This is a genomic window from Paenibacillus sp. FSL K6-2859 (assembly GCF_038008265.1).
In the GTDB taxonomy this organism is placed as follows: Bacteria; Bacillota; Bacilli; order Paenibacillales; family Paenibacillaceae; genus Paenibacillus_AQ; species Paenibacillus_AQ nitricinens.
The window spans coordinates 5,016,142-5,032,564 of the sequence record NZ_JBBOYU010000001.1; the positions used below are offsets into that span (position 1 = coordinate 5,016,142).

The 16,423-nt window shown below is 44.5% G+C and carries 17 protein-coding genes and 1 pseudogene; 3 read left to right on the plus strand and 15 right to left on the minus strand.

From position 1 onward, the window contains the following. Positions 1 to 11: 11 nt before the first annotated feature. The 8 genes and pseudogenes from MHB64_RS22540 to MHB64_RS22570 form a co-directional block, all read right to left on the minus strand. Entirely contained in the window at positions 12 to 1,961 is a 1,950-nt protein-coding gene (locus MHB64_RS22540; RefSeq protein ID WP_094878937.1) for an FtsX-like permease family protein, read from the minus strand. Beyond that, the gene (locus MHB64_RS22545) at positions 1,936 to 2,706 is read right to left on the minus strand and encodes an ABC transporter ATP-binding protein (RefSeq protein WP_094878936.1); all 771 of its coding nucleotides are present in this window, start codon (positions 2,704 to 2,706) and stop codon (positions 1,936 to 1,938) included. Before MHB64_RS22545 ends, MHB64_RS22540 begins: the two co-directional genes overlap by 26 nt. Positions 2,707 to 2,791: 85 nt before the next feature. Further along, positions 2,792 to 3,790, minus strand: coding sequence for a sensor histidine kinase (locus tag MHB64_RS22550; RefSeq protein WP_341135411.1), 999 nt, complete (start codon positions 3,788 to 3,790; stop codon positions 2,792 to 2,794). Further along, positions 3,787 to 4,488, minus strand: a complete 702-nt coding sequence (locus tag MHB64_RS22555) for a response regulator transcription factor (RefSeq protein ID WP_094874631.1) — start codon at positions 4,486 to 4,488, stop codon at positions 3,787 to 3,789. Before MHB64_RS22555 ends, MHB64_RS22550 begins: the two co-directional genes overlap by 4 nt. A 284-nt stretch (positions 4,489 to 4,772) precedes the next feature. Next, entirely contained in the window at positions 4,773 to 5,183 is a 411-nt protein-coding gene (locus MHB64_RS22560; RefSeq protein WP_341135412.1) for a hypothetical protein, read from the minus strand. 107 nt (positions 5,184 to 5,290) lie between these two features. Next, positions 5,291 to 5,936 (minus strand): annotated as a pseudogene (locus MHB64_RS22565) (AIM24 family protein). After that, entirely contained in the window at positions 5,896 to 6,033 is a 138-nt protein-coding gene (locus tag MHB64_RS33935; protein WP_445671619.1) for an AIM24 family protein, read from the minus strand. Before MHB64_RS33935 ends, MHB64_RS22565 begins: the two are co-directional and overlap by 41 nt. Positions 6,034 to 6,296: 263 nt before the next feature. Further along, complete coding sequence (locus MHB64_RS22570) at positions 6,297 to 6,446, minus strand: hypothetical protein (RefSeq protein WP_341135413.1); 150 nt, start codon at positions 6,444 to 6,446, stop codon at positions 6,297 to 6,299. A gap of 170 nt (positions 6,447 to 6,616) precedes the next feature. On the opposite strand from MHB64_RS22570, the gene trhO reads away from it, so the two are divergent. Further along, on the plus strand, positions 6,617 to 7,513 hold the full coding sequence (gene trhO, locus MHB64_RS22575) for an oxygen-dependent tRNA uridine(34) hydroxylase TrhO (protein ID WP_094877918.1): 897 nt from the start codon (positions 6,617 to 6,619) through the stop codon (positions 7,511 to 7,513). A gap of 237 nt (positions 7,514 to 7,750) precedes the next feature. Here trhO and MHB64_RS22580 read toward each other — a convergent pair whose 3' ends face one another. The 5 genes from MHB64_RS22580 to MHB64_RS22600 form a co-directional block, all read right to left on the minus strand. After that, positions 7,751 to 8,422, minus strand: a complete 672-nt coding sequence (locus MHB64_RS22580) for a YitT family protein (protein ID WP_094872822.1) — start codon at positions 8,420 to 8,422, stop codon at positions 7,751 to 7,753. Between the two features lie 317 nt (positions 8,423 to 8,739). Further along, the gene (locus tag MHB64_RS22585; protein WP_094872824.1) at positions 8,740 to 9,240 is read right to left on the minus strand and encodes a Crp/Fnr family transcriptional regulator; all 501 of its coding nucleotides are present in this window, start codon (positions 9,238 to 9,240) and stop codon (positions 8,740 to 8,742) included. Between the two features lie 273 nt (positions 9,241 to 9,513). Beyond that, the gene (locus MHB64_RS22590; RefSeq protein WP_094872826.1) at positions 9,514 to 11,442 is read right to left on the minus strand and encodes a PTS fructose transporter subunit IIABC; all 1,929 of its coding nucleotides are present in this window, start codon (positions 11,440 to 11,442) and stop codon (positions 9,514 to 9,516) included. 38 nt (positions 11,443 to 11,480) lie between these two features. Then, the gene (pfkB, locus tag MHB64_RS22595) at positions 11,481 to 12,392 is read right to left on the minus strand and encodes a 1-phosphofructokinase (RefSeq protein ID WP_341135414.1); all 912 of its coding nucleotides are present in this window, start codon (positions 12,390 to 12,392) and stop codon (positions 11,481 to 11,483) included. 146 nt (positions 12,393 to 12,538) lie between these two features. Then, positions 12,539 to 13,366, minus strand: a complete 828-nt coding sequence (locus MHB64_RS22600) for a DeoR/GlpR family DNA-binding transcription regulator (RefSeq protein WP_341136112.1) — start codon at positions 13,364 to 13,366, stop codon at positions 12,539 to 12,541. A gap of 256 nt (positions 13,367 to 13,622) precedes the next feature. On the opposite strand from MHB64_RS22600, the gene MHB64_RS22605 reads away from it, so the two are divergent. Next, on the plus strand, positions 13,623 to 13,910 hold the full coding sequence (locus tag MHB64_RS22605; RefSeq protein ID WP_094872831.1) for a hypothetical protein: 288 nt from the start codon (positions 13,623 to 13,625) through the stop codon (positions 13,908 to 13,910). 198 nt (positions 13,911 to 14,108) lie between these two features. Continuing rightward, positions 14,109 to 15,218: an AI-2E family transporter gene (locus MHB64_RS22610; protein WP_094872833.1), complete on the plus strand. Its 1,110-nt coding sequence runs from the start codon at positions 14,109 to 14,111 to the stop codon at positions 15,216 to 15,218. A 91-nt stretch (positions 15,219 to 15,309) separates the two neighbouring features. On the opposite strand, the gene MHB64_RS22615 is transcribed toward MHB64_RS22610, so the two are convergent. Both MHB64_RS22615 and ung read right to left on the minus strand, forming a co-directional pair. Then, entirely contained in the window at positions 15,310 to 15,714 is a 405-nt protein-coding gene (locus tag MHB64_RS22615) for a hypothetical protein (RefSeq protein ID WP_042190609.1), read from the minus strand. A gap of 31 nt (positions 15,715 to 15,745) precedes the next feature. Next, the gene (gene ung, locus MHB64_RS22620) at positions 15,746 to 16,414 is read right to left on the minus strand and encodes a uracil-DNA glycosylase (RefSeq protein WP_341135415.1); all 669 of its coding nucleotides are present in this window, start codon (positions 16,412 to 16,414) and stop codon (positions 15,746 to 15,748) included. Positions 16,415 to 16,423 lie beyond the last annotated feature (9 nt).

Consider the following 16,423-nt stretch of genomic DNA (forward strand, 5'->3'; position numbering starts at 1 on the left):
ACCCCCATTATTCAGATCAAGTTCTTCTTCAAGTTGCGTAAATAACGGCTGCGAATAAAAAAGAAGTAAAGTCCCTGGACAGCCAAATATCCCAATAACACCGCCCCGGTCTCCACAGCAATTGATAAGTAGAACAACCGCTGAAGCGCAATAAAGGCAAACACACTATGCAAAATGGCAATCCCAACCGGAACAAAAAACAACAACGACAATTGTATCGTTACAATTCGGTTTAGCTCATGATCTGTAAGTCCCATTTTGGACAAAGTAGAATATTGATGACGATCATGATCTAGATCTGTATACAGCCGGAAGTAAAGGAAGCTGCCTGCCGCTATGAAAAATACAGTACCCACCAGTAAAGAAGCGAATAGCATCGTGTTGTACAATGTTCTCTGTATTTCAAACAGCGTGCCGCTAACAACAATCGCGTATGGCGAGTTACTTTCATAGGATCGTTTCCCTTTATGAGCAAGATCCGCCGCTATACCTACTGTTCGCGGGAAGTCATCCATGTAAAATCCTGTATACAAATCGGTCTGTACGGGATGAATAGCCTTGTAAAGCTCATCGCTAATCACAACACCGCTGAAATCTCCCCCATCCCTTCCATCCAGCTCCGGCAATAGATATTCGGCAATGGGAACATGCTGGGTATAACCCATTTCTCGAATGGAAAGACCTTGCTTCAAAGTGTATATCGGCTTTACTCTACCCGCTTGCAGACTCCGGTCTCGTTGCGAACCGATCATCACCAGTCCTTCATCTCCACTTAGAGGTTGCTCATCCGTCGTAAACCCTGCACGAAGCAGAGCAAGCTTATAATCACTGTAAGCAATCAAGGGAAGCCTTAACGTGCGATCTGGCCCGGTCTGAGATTCCACCTCTGCGTATTTAATCGGAATATTAAGTGTCTCATAGGGTAACCCGAGCGTTGTAAGCTCTTCCTTAATTTCGTCCAAATGCTGGTCAAAAGGATCCTGCGATTGATGGCCTTTGGCTACATAACCAACTGCTGCGGGATAGTCCAATTTCAACTCTCTGGAAAGCGTATGGATCGATGCAAATACTCCCACTGAAGTAAAAGATACTGCGGATACAATCGTCACCATAAAGAACATTCGGGCATTCTCTTTCCAGCGGTAAGACAAGCCCGATAAAGTAATGATATTCGTGCGGTTCCAATACAGGCGCCGGATCGTCTTAAGCAGTTTAACAGTGTAAATACTGAGCTGAGTATAAAAGAGATAGGTACCCGCAACCGTAATTATAACGACGGGGAACATCACCTTTTCAACCGAAGCCGCTTGTGCAGTAGCTGCCATAAAATAGCCCGTTAACAGCAATAAAGCAGACAGGATTGATAACACCAAGGAAACTTTAGGTTCCTCTTCTGCTTTTCGTTCTCCCTGAAACAGCCGCATCAGTGACTCATTCCCAATAAAGAAGAACGTGCTTAGCGAGATTAGAATAAATAACAGCGCAAAGCTACATATCGTTAGTACAAGCGCCTGCCATGGAAGATGAAACGTTAAAAGAGGTATACCCAGAAAAGTAGATCCGATCATTAAAAACAACTTGCCCAGAATTAACCCTAGTAATGTACCTGTCAGAATGGCTGAGGTGCCGATCATCATATTTTCCAAAAATACCATCATGTTGAGCTGTTGCTTCGTCATTCCATGCATCAATAAAATCCCAAACTCCATCTTACGTGACTGTAGAAACGATCCAACCGATACGAGAACGAACAAGGAGCAAAACACATAAATAATGGCTTCTGCCGCCATCATTGTATGAGCTGCTGTACTATAAACCAAACTCTTAGAAATATCCGGATGGTAAATAAACAAAGCGCACACGAAAAAGATCATCACTGAAAAAGCACTGACGACAAAATAAGCCGCATATTTACGCTTGTTACGTGTAACATTCCTATAAGCGAATTGCCGAAAGGTCATGGCTAGTTCCCCCAAGCAGAGACAACATATCAATGATACTTTGGAAGAAAGCGCCTCTGCTGCTCCCCCTGTACATTTCACTATAGAAACGTCCGTCTTTAATAAAGATGACTCGGTTACAAAAACTCGCGGCCACTGCGTCATGTGTGACCATCAGCACAGTTGCCCCTTCTTCCTGATTTACCTCTGTCAGCATATTCATGACTTCACCTGAAGCCTTGGAATCCAGATTCCCTGTAGGCTCATCTGCTAAAATCAGTGCAGGACGATGAATCATCGCCCGGGCGATGGCGGTCCGCTGCATCTGTCCACCTGAAATCTCGTATGTCCTTTTTTGCAGCAGATGCTTGATGTCCAGCATACTTGCTACTTCTTTCAATCTGCTCTCCATTTCCGTTACACGGACACCAGCAAGCGTGAGAGGCAGCACAATGTTCTCCTCAACAGTGAGCGTATCCAGCAGATTGAAATGCTGAAAGACGAAACCAAGCTCATGGCGGCGAAAGAGTGCCTTGTCTTGTCTGCTAAGCAGATTGGGATCTCGGCCGTTGATCAGAATCTGACCGGAGGTCGGCTGGTCAATGGTGGCGATCGTGTTGAGCAGTGTTGTTTTTCCACTCCCCGAAGGTCCCATAATGCCAACAAACTCCCCTTTTTCAACAGAAAAGCGGATATGATTCAATGCCTGAGTGGACACTTTGCCCTCATATATTTTTGATAAATTATGAACATCTAGAATGGGCAAGTGTTACCTCTCCTTCTTTCGACTGGATTGCCTTCATTATACAAAGTGTATACACAGGCTGCCATTTTTCTAACTTACAATGACCTTACATATTTGTAAGGTAGGACTCCTTAAACACTATCCGTACGGTCGTGCCCTTGCCTTCTTCTGAGCAAATGCTCACCTCTTGGCCAAGTTTTCCGCAGATCTGTTTTACAAGATATAAACCCATTCCCGTGGATTCTTGAAAGGTTCGTCCATTGACACCTGTAAAATAAGGATCAAACACACGCGGCAGATCACCTGCTGGGATGCCCACGCCTTCATCTCGTATCTCCAGTACTGCTCTCTTGTCTTCTTGTATGTACCCATGATAATATACATGTTTGCCGACTTCCGTCGTATAACGTATTGCATTCGTAATAATCTGCGTAAGTACAAAACTTAGCCATTTCTCATCTGTAGTTACGGCGATTCGCTCATCTATTTTAATAGTGGGAAATATACGGTTACGTATGAACAGACGCTTCTGCTCTGAGGTCACGCTACGTACGAGGGTTTCCAAATCCAAACGTTCCACGTAAAAATCATGCTCAAAGGTATCTAGCCGAGCCGTATAAAGTACAGTGTCCAGTCCTTTTTTCAGACGATCCAGTTCATCACCTATCGCCGTAAAAGGCGGTCCGTCTTTATCTTGAATCATCAAATGGATCACAGACAGCGGTGTCTTCATTCCATGCACCCACTGATTAATAAAGTGAATATGTTCTTCCAGCTTGTGGCGGTAGCTGTGTAAATCATTTTTGTAGAGGCGGAATTGTGACCCTAGTAGTCCTCGTAAACTCACGGCAAGCGGAGAATCCTGTGATGGACCGCCAGCTTCATCTAGAGAGGTAGGTACAGTCTCCAATCGTTCATAGAACGTACGATTGCTGATATACCGGTAAGCGAGGTAGCCAAGCAGCAGACAAGTGCTGAGAAGAGCAGCGTACAGACTAACACTCACACCACTGCCCCCATCCAGCCGATAGACTAGTGTGATCAAGATGAGCTGTGCTAGATAGACCACAATTAATGGGATCTGCTCCCTTAAAAATAGCTTCAACCCTCATCCCCCCAATTCGGAATCAAGCGGTAGCCTTGACCTCGAACGGTTTGTAGACCGTCCGTAATCTCAAGAGCGGCAAGCTTTTTACGTACACGGGTGACATAGACATTAAGCGTATTCTCATCCACAAAGGCTTGATCATCCCAGATTTTTTCGAGCAGTCTGTCGCGGGTAACGATAGTTCCCGACTTTTGCATCAGCTCATCTAGTATCTTGGCTTCCGTGTGACTTAAATCCACCTTGGCTTCTCCCCGAGTAAGGACTAGTCGCTCCACATCCAGTGCCAATCCGGCAACGGTTAGGGTACGCTCATTGTTGCTTCCCGCATAGGTGCCGTAAGCGCGTCGTAACTGGCTTTTAATTTTGGCCATCGCAATTTCGTAATCAAAGGGCTTCGTAATATAATCGTCGGCTCCGTTCTCAAGCGCCATCACCTGATCCATTTTGCCGTCGCGGGCAGATATAAAAAGGATAGGGCAGGTGGAAATCCCACGAATCTGGCGGCACCAGTAATAACCATCGTATTTTGGCAAATTAACATCTAATAGAACCAGGTGCGGAGCGAACGTCTCAAACTGAGTGCGAACCCGCTCGAAATCATTCACAGCCTGTGTTTCATATCCAAACTTATGTAAATAATCCTGTAGCAGAGCTACCAGTCCACGGTCATCTTCTATAATAAATATTTTGAACATATCATGCCTCCGGTCACAGCCTTAACAATATAGGGGTTTGCCAAATAATATATACATCGTGGACAGGGTTAGTCAAATTTGTTAGGGGGATTATGCGACAGATCGTCAGCGTAAAGCGAGGCTGGTCGCCATGCTTAACGTGAGGCAGATATTTAAGGGTAGAATTAAACTATCCCAACCTCTAAAAAAAGACCCGTGAATGAGCATAATCATTCACGGGTCTCACTATATAGTTAGTTGCAGATACAGTAGCGGTAGACATCACAGAGTCGATAAAAAAAACGTCAACCGGCGATATCATATCGAACATAAGTAACCAATGTCTTGCTGAAGCAATTAGAACTGGATCCGGCCATTTCTACGGGATTTATACCGTTCTTTTGGCTGGATTTGCTCAATCTGGCCCATTCTACGGGATTTATACCGTTCATTTGGCTGGATTCACGCGATCCGGCCCATTCTACGGGATTTATACCGTTCTTTTGGCTGGATTCACGCGATCCGGCCCATTGTACGGGATTTATACCGTTCTTTTGGCTGGATTCACGCGATCCAGCCATTTCTACGGGATTTATACCGTTCTTTTGGCTGGATTCGCGCGATCCGTGCAAATCGAGAGCATTTTTGCCCTTCTTTCGCTCCATTTGGGCCATTTCACTCAAATCGAGAGCATTTTTGCCCTTCTTTCGCTCCATTTGGGCCATTTCCCAGAAATCGAGAGCATTTATGCCCCTCTTTCGCCTCAGCAAGGCCATTTCACTCAAATCCGGGGCATTTCTGCACTCTACTATCACTCACAACCTTATCTGCCATCCAGCAGATTGCCCAGTCCACCAAGTACACTGCCTTCTTCTTTGCGTCCGCTGTTACCGGCAGCAGACAAAATACGTTCAGCCATACGGCTGAACGGCAGTGACTGCACCCACACTTTGCCGGGTCCGCGCAGTGTGGCGAAGAACAGGCCCTTACCGCCGAATAGCGCGGTTTTGACACCTTTTACAAACTCAATATTATAATCCACTGATGACGTCATAGCTACAAGACAACCAGTGTCCAGTTTGAGCGTCTCTCCCGGTTGAAGTGTGCGTTCTATAACGTAGCCGCCAGAGTGTACGAATGCAAGACCGTCGCCTTCCAGCTTTTGCATAATAAAGCCTTCACCACCAAAAAATCCAGTGCCCAGCTTGCGCTGAAATTCAATACCAATCGAGACGCCCTTCGCCGCACAGAGGAATGAGTTTTTGACAGATCACTTTTCCGGCGTATTGCTGAAGATCAAGCGGGATGATTTTGCCTGGATATGGAGCAGCAAAGGTGACACTTTTTCGTACATAAGAACCACTGTGTGTAAAGACGGTCATGAACAGGCTTTCCCCAGTCAGCAGACGCTTGCCGGCACCCATCAGCTTACCCATCAGTCCGCTTCCACGCGCCCCCCCCGCTACCATCACCAAAAATCGTCTCCATCGTAATTTCCTGATCCATCATCATGAAGCTTCCAGCTTCAGCAATTACACTCTCTCCGGGGTCAAGCTGCACCTCCACACACTGAATTTCCTAGCCCATAATGACAAAATCAATCTCGTGAGCACTCATCCCGCAGTCCCTCCTTATTATTAATGTCACCAAGTGACTCTTCGAATGAAAATTAATACACGCGTTGTGATTCACGGTTTCGCCAATCATAACAAACCATGTTATTCGCCTATATCCAGCAAAATGTAAACCAAAATTCTGGCTGACCTTAATCGTAGCATCCCCGAAAAATACAATTTACACCATCTGCCATCACCGCATAAATTGTTTCTTTAACAGGCATATAAAAGAGTGATCACACCAAAACGACTGCATCCAACATGATGAATACAGTCCCTTCTTTGACTCCCACATCCACTGATCAGCAGCGACAAAATATCGTCTCCTCCACTCGCGCCGCCATTTCGCAGAATAGTCTCCATATGCATGATGATTCTGACATATTCATTGCGCTGTTTTTCTTATTAATATCCAAGTTTTAACCATTACTGAATCAAGAGTTTCTCTTGTCAATGCTTGATAATATGTTACAATACTTTTTATACTTAAACGTTTATTTAGTAGTCTAATTCTAATGATAAAGGTGAAAAGAATGAAACCACAATCGGAATATGCAATTCTGCTATACTATAAATTTGTAAAAGTGCCGGATGCAGAACAATTCGCTCAGGAGCATTTGGCTTACTGCAAAGAGCTTGACGTAAAGGGACGAATTCTCATCTCAGATGAAGGCATTAACGGGACACTGTCTGGTACGATTGCCCAAACCGAGCAATACATGAAGGATTTGCGCGCAAATCCGATGTTCAGCGATATCGTCTTCAAGATCGATGAGGCAGATGGTCATGCCTTCAAAAAGATCTTCGTTCGTTATAAAAAGGAACTCGTGACGTTCCGGGTCGAGGATGAACTGGACCCCAACGTGATCACCGGAGAGCATCTGGCGCCTAAAGATTTCTATGAAATGATGCAGCGCGATGATGTGGTAATTCTGGATGGCCGTACCGGCTATGAATTCGATCTGGGTCATTTCCGCGGTTCCATCCGCCCTGAAGTAGACAGCTTCAAAGAATTCCCGGACTGGATTCGCGAGAATATGAGCGAGCTAAAAGATAAACCAATCCTGACCTACTGTACAGGCGGAATCCGCTGCGAGAAATTAAGCGGGTTTATGATGAAAGAAGGCTTCCAGCAGGTGTACCAGCTGGATGGTGGGATTGTGACTTACGGTAAAGACCCTGAGGTACAGGGACAACTGTTCGATGGAAAATGTTATGTCTTCGATGAGCGGATCTCCGTACAGATTAATCATACCGATGATGATATCGTTGTTGGTCGTTGCCATCACTGCGGTCAGCCCGCTGACAAATTCATCAACTGCGCCAACGATGCTTGCCATCTACAGCATATTTGCTGTGAGGACTGTGAAAATGAGCATAGTGGACATTGCTCGGACGAATGCGAAGCTATCACGAATGCAGTGGGCTAAATAAGAGGGACAAGTGGTCGCAAATGTCTCTTCACGATTTAAAGACAAGCATAAGAGAGTCTTAAGTTAACAAAAAGGTGGCGCACAGGATTAATCCCGTGCGCCACCTTTGTTATGAGCGAAACGTCCAAGCAACGCCCCCGAGATCACTTATTCAACAAAAAAAAAGTCAACCAGAAATTCTGGCTGACCTTATATATAGTATATCCCCGAAATAAGCTGTTTATACAGTCTTATTCACATTACCGTACCATCATGCGGTTTACGCAGCGTAGACTGAATCTTTGGCGCCTTCACTAACTTTGGTTTACCTAAAGAGGTAGTAAAGGTGATCACATAACCTGCGACGACTACCGCCATCACCGTATACATCGTTTCTCTAACAGGCATATAAAAGAGTGATAATGCCAGAACGATTACATCCAACATGATGAATACTGTACCTACTTTAATTCCCTTCCATTCACTGATCAGCAGCGACAAAATATCATCTCCACCACTTGCGCCGCCGCTTCGCAGAATAATTCCCGCGCCTAAACCTGTCAGTACGCCAGATAAAAGGGCTGCTAATGCCAAGTTGCCCTGCAAGTTGATGACCAAACCGGAATAACGTTCCATGAGTCCGTAAAAGATTGTAAAAGCTCCTACAGAAACAAAGGTGTTGCATACGAACGTTTTCCCTTTGAACATCCATGCAATCAAGAGTACTGGAACGTCTAGAAGCAGAGTTGAAATTGAAGGTGATATTCCTAATACGTATTTGCCGAGAAGCGATAATCCTACGAATCCGCCCTCAGACAAATGGTTCTGAAAATTGATGTGATAATAAGCAAATGCAAGCAAAAATGTTCCAAACAAAATGACTGTCAACCGGAGCAGTACATTCACTCCGTAATTGTGGTTCCTCATACAGGTCTCCCCTTATCGTATATGGCGGCTAAACGTCCCACCAACCTCTACGACGGGTAAAACCGGAGGTATTGCTCCTTCGCATATATATACTCCTTCCCCTCGCAGAGGCGGTTCGTCGAGTAACAACGGTTCACGCACCTTCTACAGGGAAGCTAAGTATAAGACAGATCATAACGTTTCCAAATCGTCCTTTGGGGAATCGTCCTTCGGGGACACATGGTATCCTGATCCTTTCTGTAATTTAATAAGTTCTGAATACATTATACCACGGAGATCCACTACTCTAAACACTTCACTATAAAAATAGGCAGGAATCACTCCACGGTACGCAACAAACGATTGACTGTTTCGCGTCTCACACCGATCAATTGCCCAATTTCCTCCTGTGTCAAAAGCTCTGTTAGTGCTGCGCCATGAGAGTAGTCATTGAACCAGCGGGTTAACAGTTCCATACGTTCTGCGGGTGTTCCAACCGTAAGGTGATCTAGCCGAGTCTGCATAAAACGCACCTTCTCTTGAAGCAACATAGCGATTTCCATCGCTCGACCTGGCTCATCCCGTACCTGTTGATACCATTCCGCTGAAGGAACTGCCTCCACCTCGCTCTTCATCATAGCAACCGCTGTTCCATGCGCCTCCTTTGGCGAAATGAGTGAATGATGGGGAACCATCTCACCAGGATACAAGATGTTGAACAACACCATGTTCCCATTTTCATGAAGCCTTGTTACCTTGAACAGCCCACTTTTCACCTTATATAAGAATTCGCAGCTGTCCCCTTGACGGAACAAGACTTCCCCCTTGTGCAGTATCATCTCGCTCGCTCCTTTGCCCTCTTGTTATATATATATTTTCAATTATACAAAAATAAACCTCAATGAAGGAGATTATTCTCGCAAGGGCTGAGGGCATCGTGGTCAACGTTTAGGTAAGAAGAATCGCCTTCGGCTTCTTCTTAGGGACGATGATCGTTTCTGCAAAAATAGAAGAATAGTTTTTAGCGTATGCATAAAAATTCTTATATTTCAAAAAACTGCCGAGTACCAGAAGAAGCGTCTGGCACCCAGCAGTTCAAATTATTTATTTTATTACTTTGCCTCAAGAGGTTTCTTCCATAATCCGAGCATTAATCCGGAAATAACAGATCCGATCAGAACGGCCAGTAGGAACAACAACGCATGACTCGAAAGCGCGGCTACAAAGATCCCACCATGCGGTGCTGGAACGTTGATATTCCAAAACTGAGTGAGACCACCAGCTACGGCTGAACCTAAGATACAAGAAGTCAGAACACGCAGTGGATCGGCAGCGGCGAATGGAATCGCCCCTTCTGTAATGAACGATAAGCCCAATACATAGTTTGTTAACCCTGATTTACGTTCTGATTCTGTAAATTTATTCTTGAAGAAGGTAGTAGCAAGCGCTATTGCAAGTGGAGGAACCATACCGCCTGCCATTACAGCCGCCATCATAAATCCGTTAGTATTTCCACTGGTAGTGAATACCCCGATGGCAAAAGTGTAAGCCGCTTTATTGAAGGGACCTCCCATATCAATAGCCATCATTCCACCAAGAACCAGACCCAGAATTACTGCATTAACCGTTCCAAGATCGTTAAGCCAATTAATGAGCCCTACGTTCATCCAGCTAAAGATCGGATCGAACAGGTAATACATCAATCCACCGGTAATTAATAGACCAAATACCGGATATAACAGAATCGGCTTTAATCCGTCGAGCGTTTTTGGCAGACCCGCAAACACTTTGCGCAGACCGATAACAACGTAACCAGCCAAGAAACCTGCAGCCAGACCGCCGAGGAATCCAGCATTGGAATTCAAGGCCATATAACCGCCAACCATACCTGGCATCAGAGCTGGACGGTCACCGATACTAATCGCAATAAATCCAGCAAGAACCGGAATTAGGAAATGGAAGGCACCATCACCGCCACCAATCGTCTGCAGCAGCTGGAATAGAGGGTGATTCTCTCCACCAACTTGTTCAATCAGGAAGGAGATCGCCAGCAGAATACCACCGCCGACTACAAACGGCAGCATGTGGGAGATACCATTCATCAAGTCCTTGTATATTTTACTGCCGATACTGCCTGATTTCTCTTTGGACTCTCCTTCATTACCACTACGACCTTCATTATGGTAAATCGGTGCATCGCCGTTCATTGCTTTGCGAATGAGCTCTTCCGATTTGCGAATACCGTCACTAACCGGTCTTTGCAGTACTGGCTTGCCATCAAAACGAGCCATTTCCACTTGTTTATCTGCTGCCACAATTACACCACTTGCACGCCGAATCTCATCGGGTGTTAAGATGTTTTTGGCACCTTCTGAACCATTTGTCTCTACACGGATATTAACTCCCATTTCCAGAGCCTTCTTCTTGAGCGCATCTTCAGCCATAAAGGTATGCGCAATTCCAGTAGGACAAGCAGTAACAGCTACGACGAATGCTTGGGAATCTGGGTTGCCGACGATTAGCTTTTCAGGTTCTGACTTCTTGGCAGCTTCAGCAGCTTCGCTCTCTTTCTCCTTGGCTTCCCCTTCGGCCTGCTTCGCATCGAACAAGGCGGATACCTCATCTGGAGTTCGGGTATTCATCAGCTGTTCAATGAACTCACTATCGATCAACAGCCTGGACAGCGAGGCCAATGTACGAAGATGCATGTTGCCCGCTCCTTCTGGGGCGGCAATCATAAAGAAGATCCGAGCCGGTTCATCATCAAGTGATTCGAATTCCACGCCCGTCGCACTTTTGGCAAACACAACTGTCGCTTCATTCACCGCTTTAGTCTTGGCATGTGGCATTGCGATACCGCCACCAATCCCAGTACTGGACTGCTCTTCACGCTTCAGGATCATCTCTTTAAATAGAACAGGATCATTGATACGACCACTTGCGGCAAGACTGGCAATCAATTCATCAATTGCTCCTTCTTTAGTGGTTGCTTTTAAATCCATAATCATTGTTTCTTTTATCATCAAATCCGTAATTCTCATTTCTTCCAACTCCCTTGAGTACTTTGAATGCTGTTAGCTTACACTTCTGAGATGTTGATCAGCGGTCTCAGTTGCTCAATGAATTCTCTATCTGCCAGGTCATCAGAGAAAGCTGTTGCGCTGCCTGAGGCAACACCTGCACGGAAAGCTTCCATTAAATCTCCAGTCAAAGAAAATGTGCCAACGAATCCAGCGATCATAGAATCGCCTGCGCCTACAGAATTTTTTACTGCTCCTTTTGGAGCATTGGCGTGGTATACCCCCTGTTCCGTAATGAACAAGGCACCTTCACCAGCCATTGAAACTAACACATGCTTCGCGCCAGCTTCGAGCAGCTTGCGACCATAAGTAATTATTTCTTCCTTAGTCTCTATCGTAACGCCGAATAGCTCTGCAAGCTCATGATGATTAGGCTTAACGAGCAACGGCTGATGAGGAAGTGCCTTTTTCAGCGCTGAACCTGTAGTATCAATGACAAATTCGGCCTCTCTTTGCTTGCATACAGATATCAACCTGTCATAGAAATCAGCACCCAGTGAAGGAGGAACACTTCCGGACAATATCACAACATCGCCTGCATTCAGAACAGCCATCTTCTGTAATAATGCCTCTGCCTCCGTATCTCGGATGACAGGCCCTGCACCATTAATCTCCGTTTCCTCTCCATGCTTAAGCTTGATATTAATTCGGGTATCATCAGAAACAAATACAAAATCACTTGAAATCGACTCTTTCCGCAACCATTCCTCAATATATCGTCCAGTGAATCCACCAAGGAAGCCTATAGCTTTATTCTGAACCTCAAGCTGATTTAACACGCGTGATACGTTGATCCCTTTACCTCCAGGAAGCTTCAAATCACGTTTCATCCGGTTCAAGCCACCTAGTCTCAAATCTTCAACTTCCACGATGTAATCGATGGAAGGATTAAGCGTTACTGTATAGATCATAATTATCCCTCAATTATTTTGGTTTTCTAAGCCATAGATTACCGGCTAAACATGCGGCAAATGTAATTTCTCCAAACGATCTTACAATGATTCCATACCACTCAAATTAAAACATTTTCTAACCGTAGAACAGCCTCCACCTAGGGTCATACCAGCGAGAAATCCACACCCATTTGCGTAATCTCACGGATGAACTTGTCAGATGCACCAGAATCAATAATGCAGTGATCCATTTCCGTCACGTCGGCAACCTTACAGAAGGATACTTGACCGAGCTTGCTATGATCAGCCAGAAGAATTACTTGCTTTGCAACCGAGATCATCTTACGCTTGGTCGCTGCTTCAAGCATATTAGGTGTAGTGATTCCTTCTCTTAAGTCTAATCCGTTGGTTGCAAGAAATGTTTTATCCACTCTTACCATCTCTAAAGAGCGCTCAGTCATCGGTCCTACAAAAGCCAATGTATCCGGTCGCAACATTCCGCCTGTAATTGAGACTTCTATATTGCGACAATCCCGCAGTTCATTAAGCGCCATAATTGAATTCGTAATGACTTTTATATTAGAAAAAGCCCTCAGCTCTTTAGCAATCTGAAGCGTTGTGGTTCCAGCATCCAGCAGAATAGCATCGCCTTCCTGAATCATCTCTACAGCCTTACGTGCTATCCTCTGCTTCTCATCCAACAATCGATCTTCCTTATCTGGATAAGCCGCCTCAAAGTTAACGCTCTGCAGGGATACTGCACCCCCGTGCGTTCGTTTCAGCAACTTGGCTTCTTCAAGCTCTTTCAGGTCACGGCGCACAGTAGACTCCGATACGCCCAGTTCCTGACTTAACTCCTGTACCGAAGCTCTTGAATTCTTTTCCACAAATAGCACGATTCTTTGTTTTCTTTCTTCCTCAAACAACATCGTGGTTCGCTCCTTTTTATTTACAGTGCTGTCCCATTTATTAAATGCGCTTATCCTTGGAATTTCATGACCATTATTTGATTATATATGACTGTTATTGATCATTTGTGCTCGTTTATGATTTTAACAGCGTTTTCATCATCTGTAAAGCGCTTTAACATTAAAAATGATGCTTCGGGAAAATGTAATAAATGGAATGATTTCATCCTACGTCCAAGGTGAAACAGGCCCATTAGAAAATTACATACCAATTGCCTATCTCATCACTGGAGTTTAAAACATATTAATACTACATATAGGAAAAAGCGGGTGATCAGAAATGGCCAACGGAAGAAACAACAAAAAAATGGGCGGTAACAGCAACACTAAGCGTAACGGAAATAGTAGTGGAAATAACAACGGGAACGGCACCAGTGAGGAAAATGCAGAATTAAGCGCTGAAGATTATGAAATCATTGCTGCCGCACTGGCCACTTTAGGGGAATTTTTTGCTTTTTTATCTCTCGTCAAGGCGAGACAAGTTACGAAGGAAACCGGAGGCGAAATTGAAGTGCCAGAAATATTCACCCTATCCACAAAGAAACCTTCTAGACGGAAGTTAAGATAATCTACGAAGCCCCCAAGAATCGAAATGATGATGTTATGGTTATGAGTTGTGACCTCTTACTTGGCGTAGCCTTAGCCATATGAATACCCTCCACGGATATGCCAAGAACTACCTAAAGGGGAGTAAACCACATTTTTGAATCAAGACATGTGAATTAGGGTTATTAAACTACATAGATTATTATTTTAAACTTGGGGGATGTTCCTATTGCAACAACAGAAATATTTTCGGACAAGTCTTGCTATTATCGCTTTTTTACTTATTTTGTACTTGGGCTCCAAAGTAATGTTTCTATTCGCACCACTGGCTGCCATTATCAGATTATTACTCGTTCCTATGGTACTATCAGGTTTCATGTACTACTTGTTACGACCTTTAGTAAGGCTTCTTGAGAAAAGAAAATTAAACAGGGCCTTCTCCATCCTGCTCATTTATTTCCTGTTTGCCGGATTGTTTATCCTCTTCTGGATTTTAGTCTGGCCGACGCTGCAAGAACAAATTCAGAACTTTATTGATAACACTCCTTATCTCGTTGAGGGACTACAGGATCAGTTCAATGCATTAAAGGATAATCCGACATTGTCACGGTTTTTCCAAGGGGACTCCGACATAGCTGCCCGTATATCAGAATATCTTAGCGAGGCTATTACTTGGGTGACCAATTCGATGTCTAATTTGATCGGCGTAGTTTCCAGCATTGTTATTCTAATCGCTACCTTGCCCATCATTCTGTATTACATGCTAAAAGATGACTATAAGCTATCACCAAAACTACAAGGCTTAATCCCTAGAAAATACCGCAAGGAAGGTAAAGAGATGTTCGGGGATATCGACAGCGCACTGAGCAGTTTCATTGTCACACGCGTGGTGCTAAACGTCGTACTCGGTATTATGTTGTATATCGGTTTCCTTATCATAGGTCTCCCTTATTCGCTATTGCTGGCAATCATTTCAATACCGCTCAATTTCATTCCTTATGTGGGTTCTTTCCTTGCGGGAGTACCCGTAGTTATTGTTGGATTCATTGAATCACCCACGATGGCCATATGGTCGCTGGTCGTCATATTCATTGCACAGCAAATCCAAGATAATGTACTCTCACCGATCATTTACGGCAAATCATTAGATGTGCATCCACTGACCACGGTCCTTCTTGTTCTTATAGGTGGGGATTTTTATGGTATTATTGGTGTGCTTATTGCGCTGCCCGTTTATATGATTGCCAAAATAATTTTTTTACGAGTGTATGAGATTATTGTTGCAGATCGAGAGGAAGAGGCTGAGCCTCTCAAGCATGAGAATCTATAGCACTTACGACGGAATGAAGTTCCATTAATAAAAAAGGTACGTCTCCGATTAGAGATGTACCTTTTTGTGCTTCTTTATAGGATTACTGAAATTAACCTCGTAAGGAACGAACTACAAATATGTGATTGCCTTTCATAAGGTTCTGTCCATCTTGAAGTGTAACTGAACCTTTGGTATGCGAAATGATGGTCGTATTCAGAGCAATCAGCCGATCTTCTTTCCAGACACTTACAGCCGATTTAAAATATACTGCATTATCAAATTGCTGCCGTTCCCTCATCACATAACCCACAGAATGCAAGACTGGAGGCAGTGCTCTTTCTCTAGGAGCCAAAGCTTTGATGACCACAATATCCCGAAATGGCACAGCAATTTCCTGATGACCGATGACCGCTACAGAAGCGGAAAGATCCCATTTGCGCAGAATGCCTTTCATGATCGTGTAAGGTTCGTCGCCGCAGTACATGATAACCGGTTTACCAACCCAATGCTTCATAGCTCCCTCCCCCTTCCCAACATCCCATTAGCTATAAGTCCGAAATGAACCAATCGATCCCTTTCATTCCCTTCGACTCCAAAAACTGATTAACCTTCGAAAAAGGTCGACTACCGAAAAATCCTCGATACGACGAAAGCGGGCTCGGATGTGGAGACTGAATCACCTCATGTCGACTTTGGTCTATGAAGGCGCCTTTTTTTTGCGAATGACTTCCCCATAAAATAAAAACCATCGGCGTAGTTCTTTCATTTAACTTCTTCATTATGGTGTCTGTGAATGTCTCCCAGCCTAGACCTTTATGAGAATTCGGCTCTCCCTCACGTACCGTTAGTACCGAGTTGAGCATAAGCACTCCCTGTTCTGCCCATCCCATTAAAGAACCATGATTTGGAATCGGAACACCGATATCCTCATTTAGCTCCGTATAAATATTACGCAGGGAAGGGGGTATACGCACCCCCGGATTTACTGAGAAGCTTAAACCGTGAGCTTGTCCCGCTCCATGGTAAGGATCCTGTCCCAGAATAACGACCCGTGTCGCGCTATAAGGCGTAAGCTTTAACGCTGTAAACAATAATTCTTTTGGCGGATAGACTATGTGTTCCTTATATTCACTATCTAGCTTAGCCATTAGCTCCAGAAAATAGGGCTTTTGCATTTCATCCTGTAATATCTCATCCCAATCGTTTCCAAACATCCCCAATTC

Excerpts from the sequence above, each read along its gene's own strand:
- pfkB (WP_341135414.1), bottom strand. The coding sequence starts at position 12,392 with ATGATCTATACAGTAACGCTTAATCCTTCCATCGATTACATCGTGGAA.
- MHB64_RS22605 (WP_094872831.1), top strand. The coding sequence starts at position 13,623 with ATGGCCAACGGAAGAAACAACAAAAAAATGGGCGGTAACAGCAACACT.
- MHB64_RS22555 (WP_094874631.1), bottom strand. The coding sequence starts at position 4,488 with ATGTTCAAAATATTTATTATAGAAGATGACCGTGGACTGGTAGCTCTG.
- MHB64_RS22585 (WP_094872824.1), bottom strand. The coding sequence starts at position 9,240 with ATGATACTGCACAAGGGGGAAGTCTTGTTCCGTCAAGGGGACAGCTGC.
- MHB64_RS22615 (WP_042190609.1), bottom strand. The coding sequence starts at position 15,714 with ATGAAGCATTGGGTTGGTAAACCGGTTATCATGTACTGCGGCGACGAA.
- trhO (WP_094877918.1), top strand. The coding sequence starts at position 6,617 with ATGAAACCACAATCGGAATATGCAATTCTGCTATACTATAAATTTGTA.
- MHB64_RS22540 (WP_094878937.1), bottom strand. The coding sequence starts at position 1,961 with ATGACCTTTCGGCAATTCGCTTATAGGAATGTTACACGTAACAAGCGT.
- MHB64_RS22560 (WP_341135412.1), bottom strand. The coding sequence starts at position 5,183 with ATGGAGCGAAAGAAGGGCAAAAATGCTCTCGATTTGAGTGAAATGGCC.
- MHB64_RS22570 (WP_341135413.1), bottom strand. The coding sequence starts at position 6,446 with ATGGAGACTATTCTGCGAAATGGCGGCGCGAGTGGAGGAGACGATATT.
- ung (WP_341135415.1), bottom strand. The coding sequence starts at position 16,414 with ATGTTTGGAAACGATTGGGATGAGATATTACAGGATGAAATGCAAAAG.
- MHB64_RS22580 (WP_094872822.1), bottom strand. The coding sequence starts at position 8,422 with ATGAGGAACCACAATTACGGAGTGAATGTACTGCTCCGGTTGACAGTC.
- MHB64_RS22610 (WP_094872833.1), top strand. The coding sequence starts at position 14,109 with ATGTTCCTATTGCAACAACAGAAATATTTTCGGACAAGTCTTGCTATT.
- MHB64_RS22590 (WP_094872826.1), bottom strand. The coding sequence starts at position 11,442 with ATGAGAATTACGGATTTGATGATAAAAGAAACAATGATTATGGATTTA.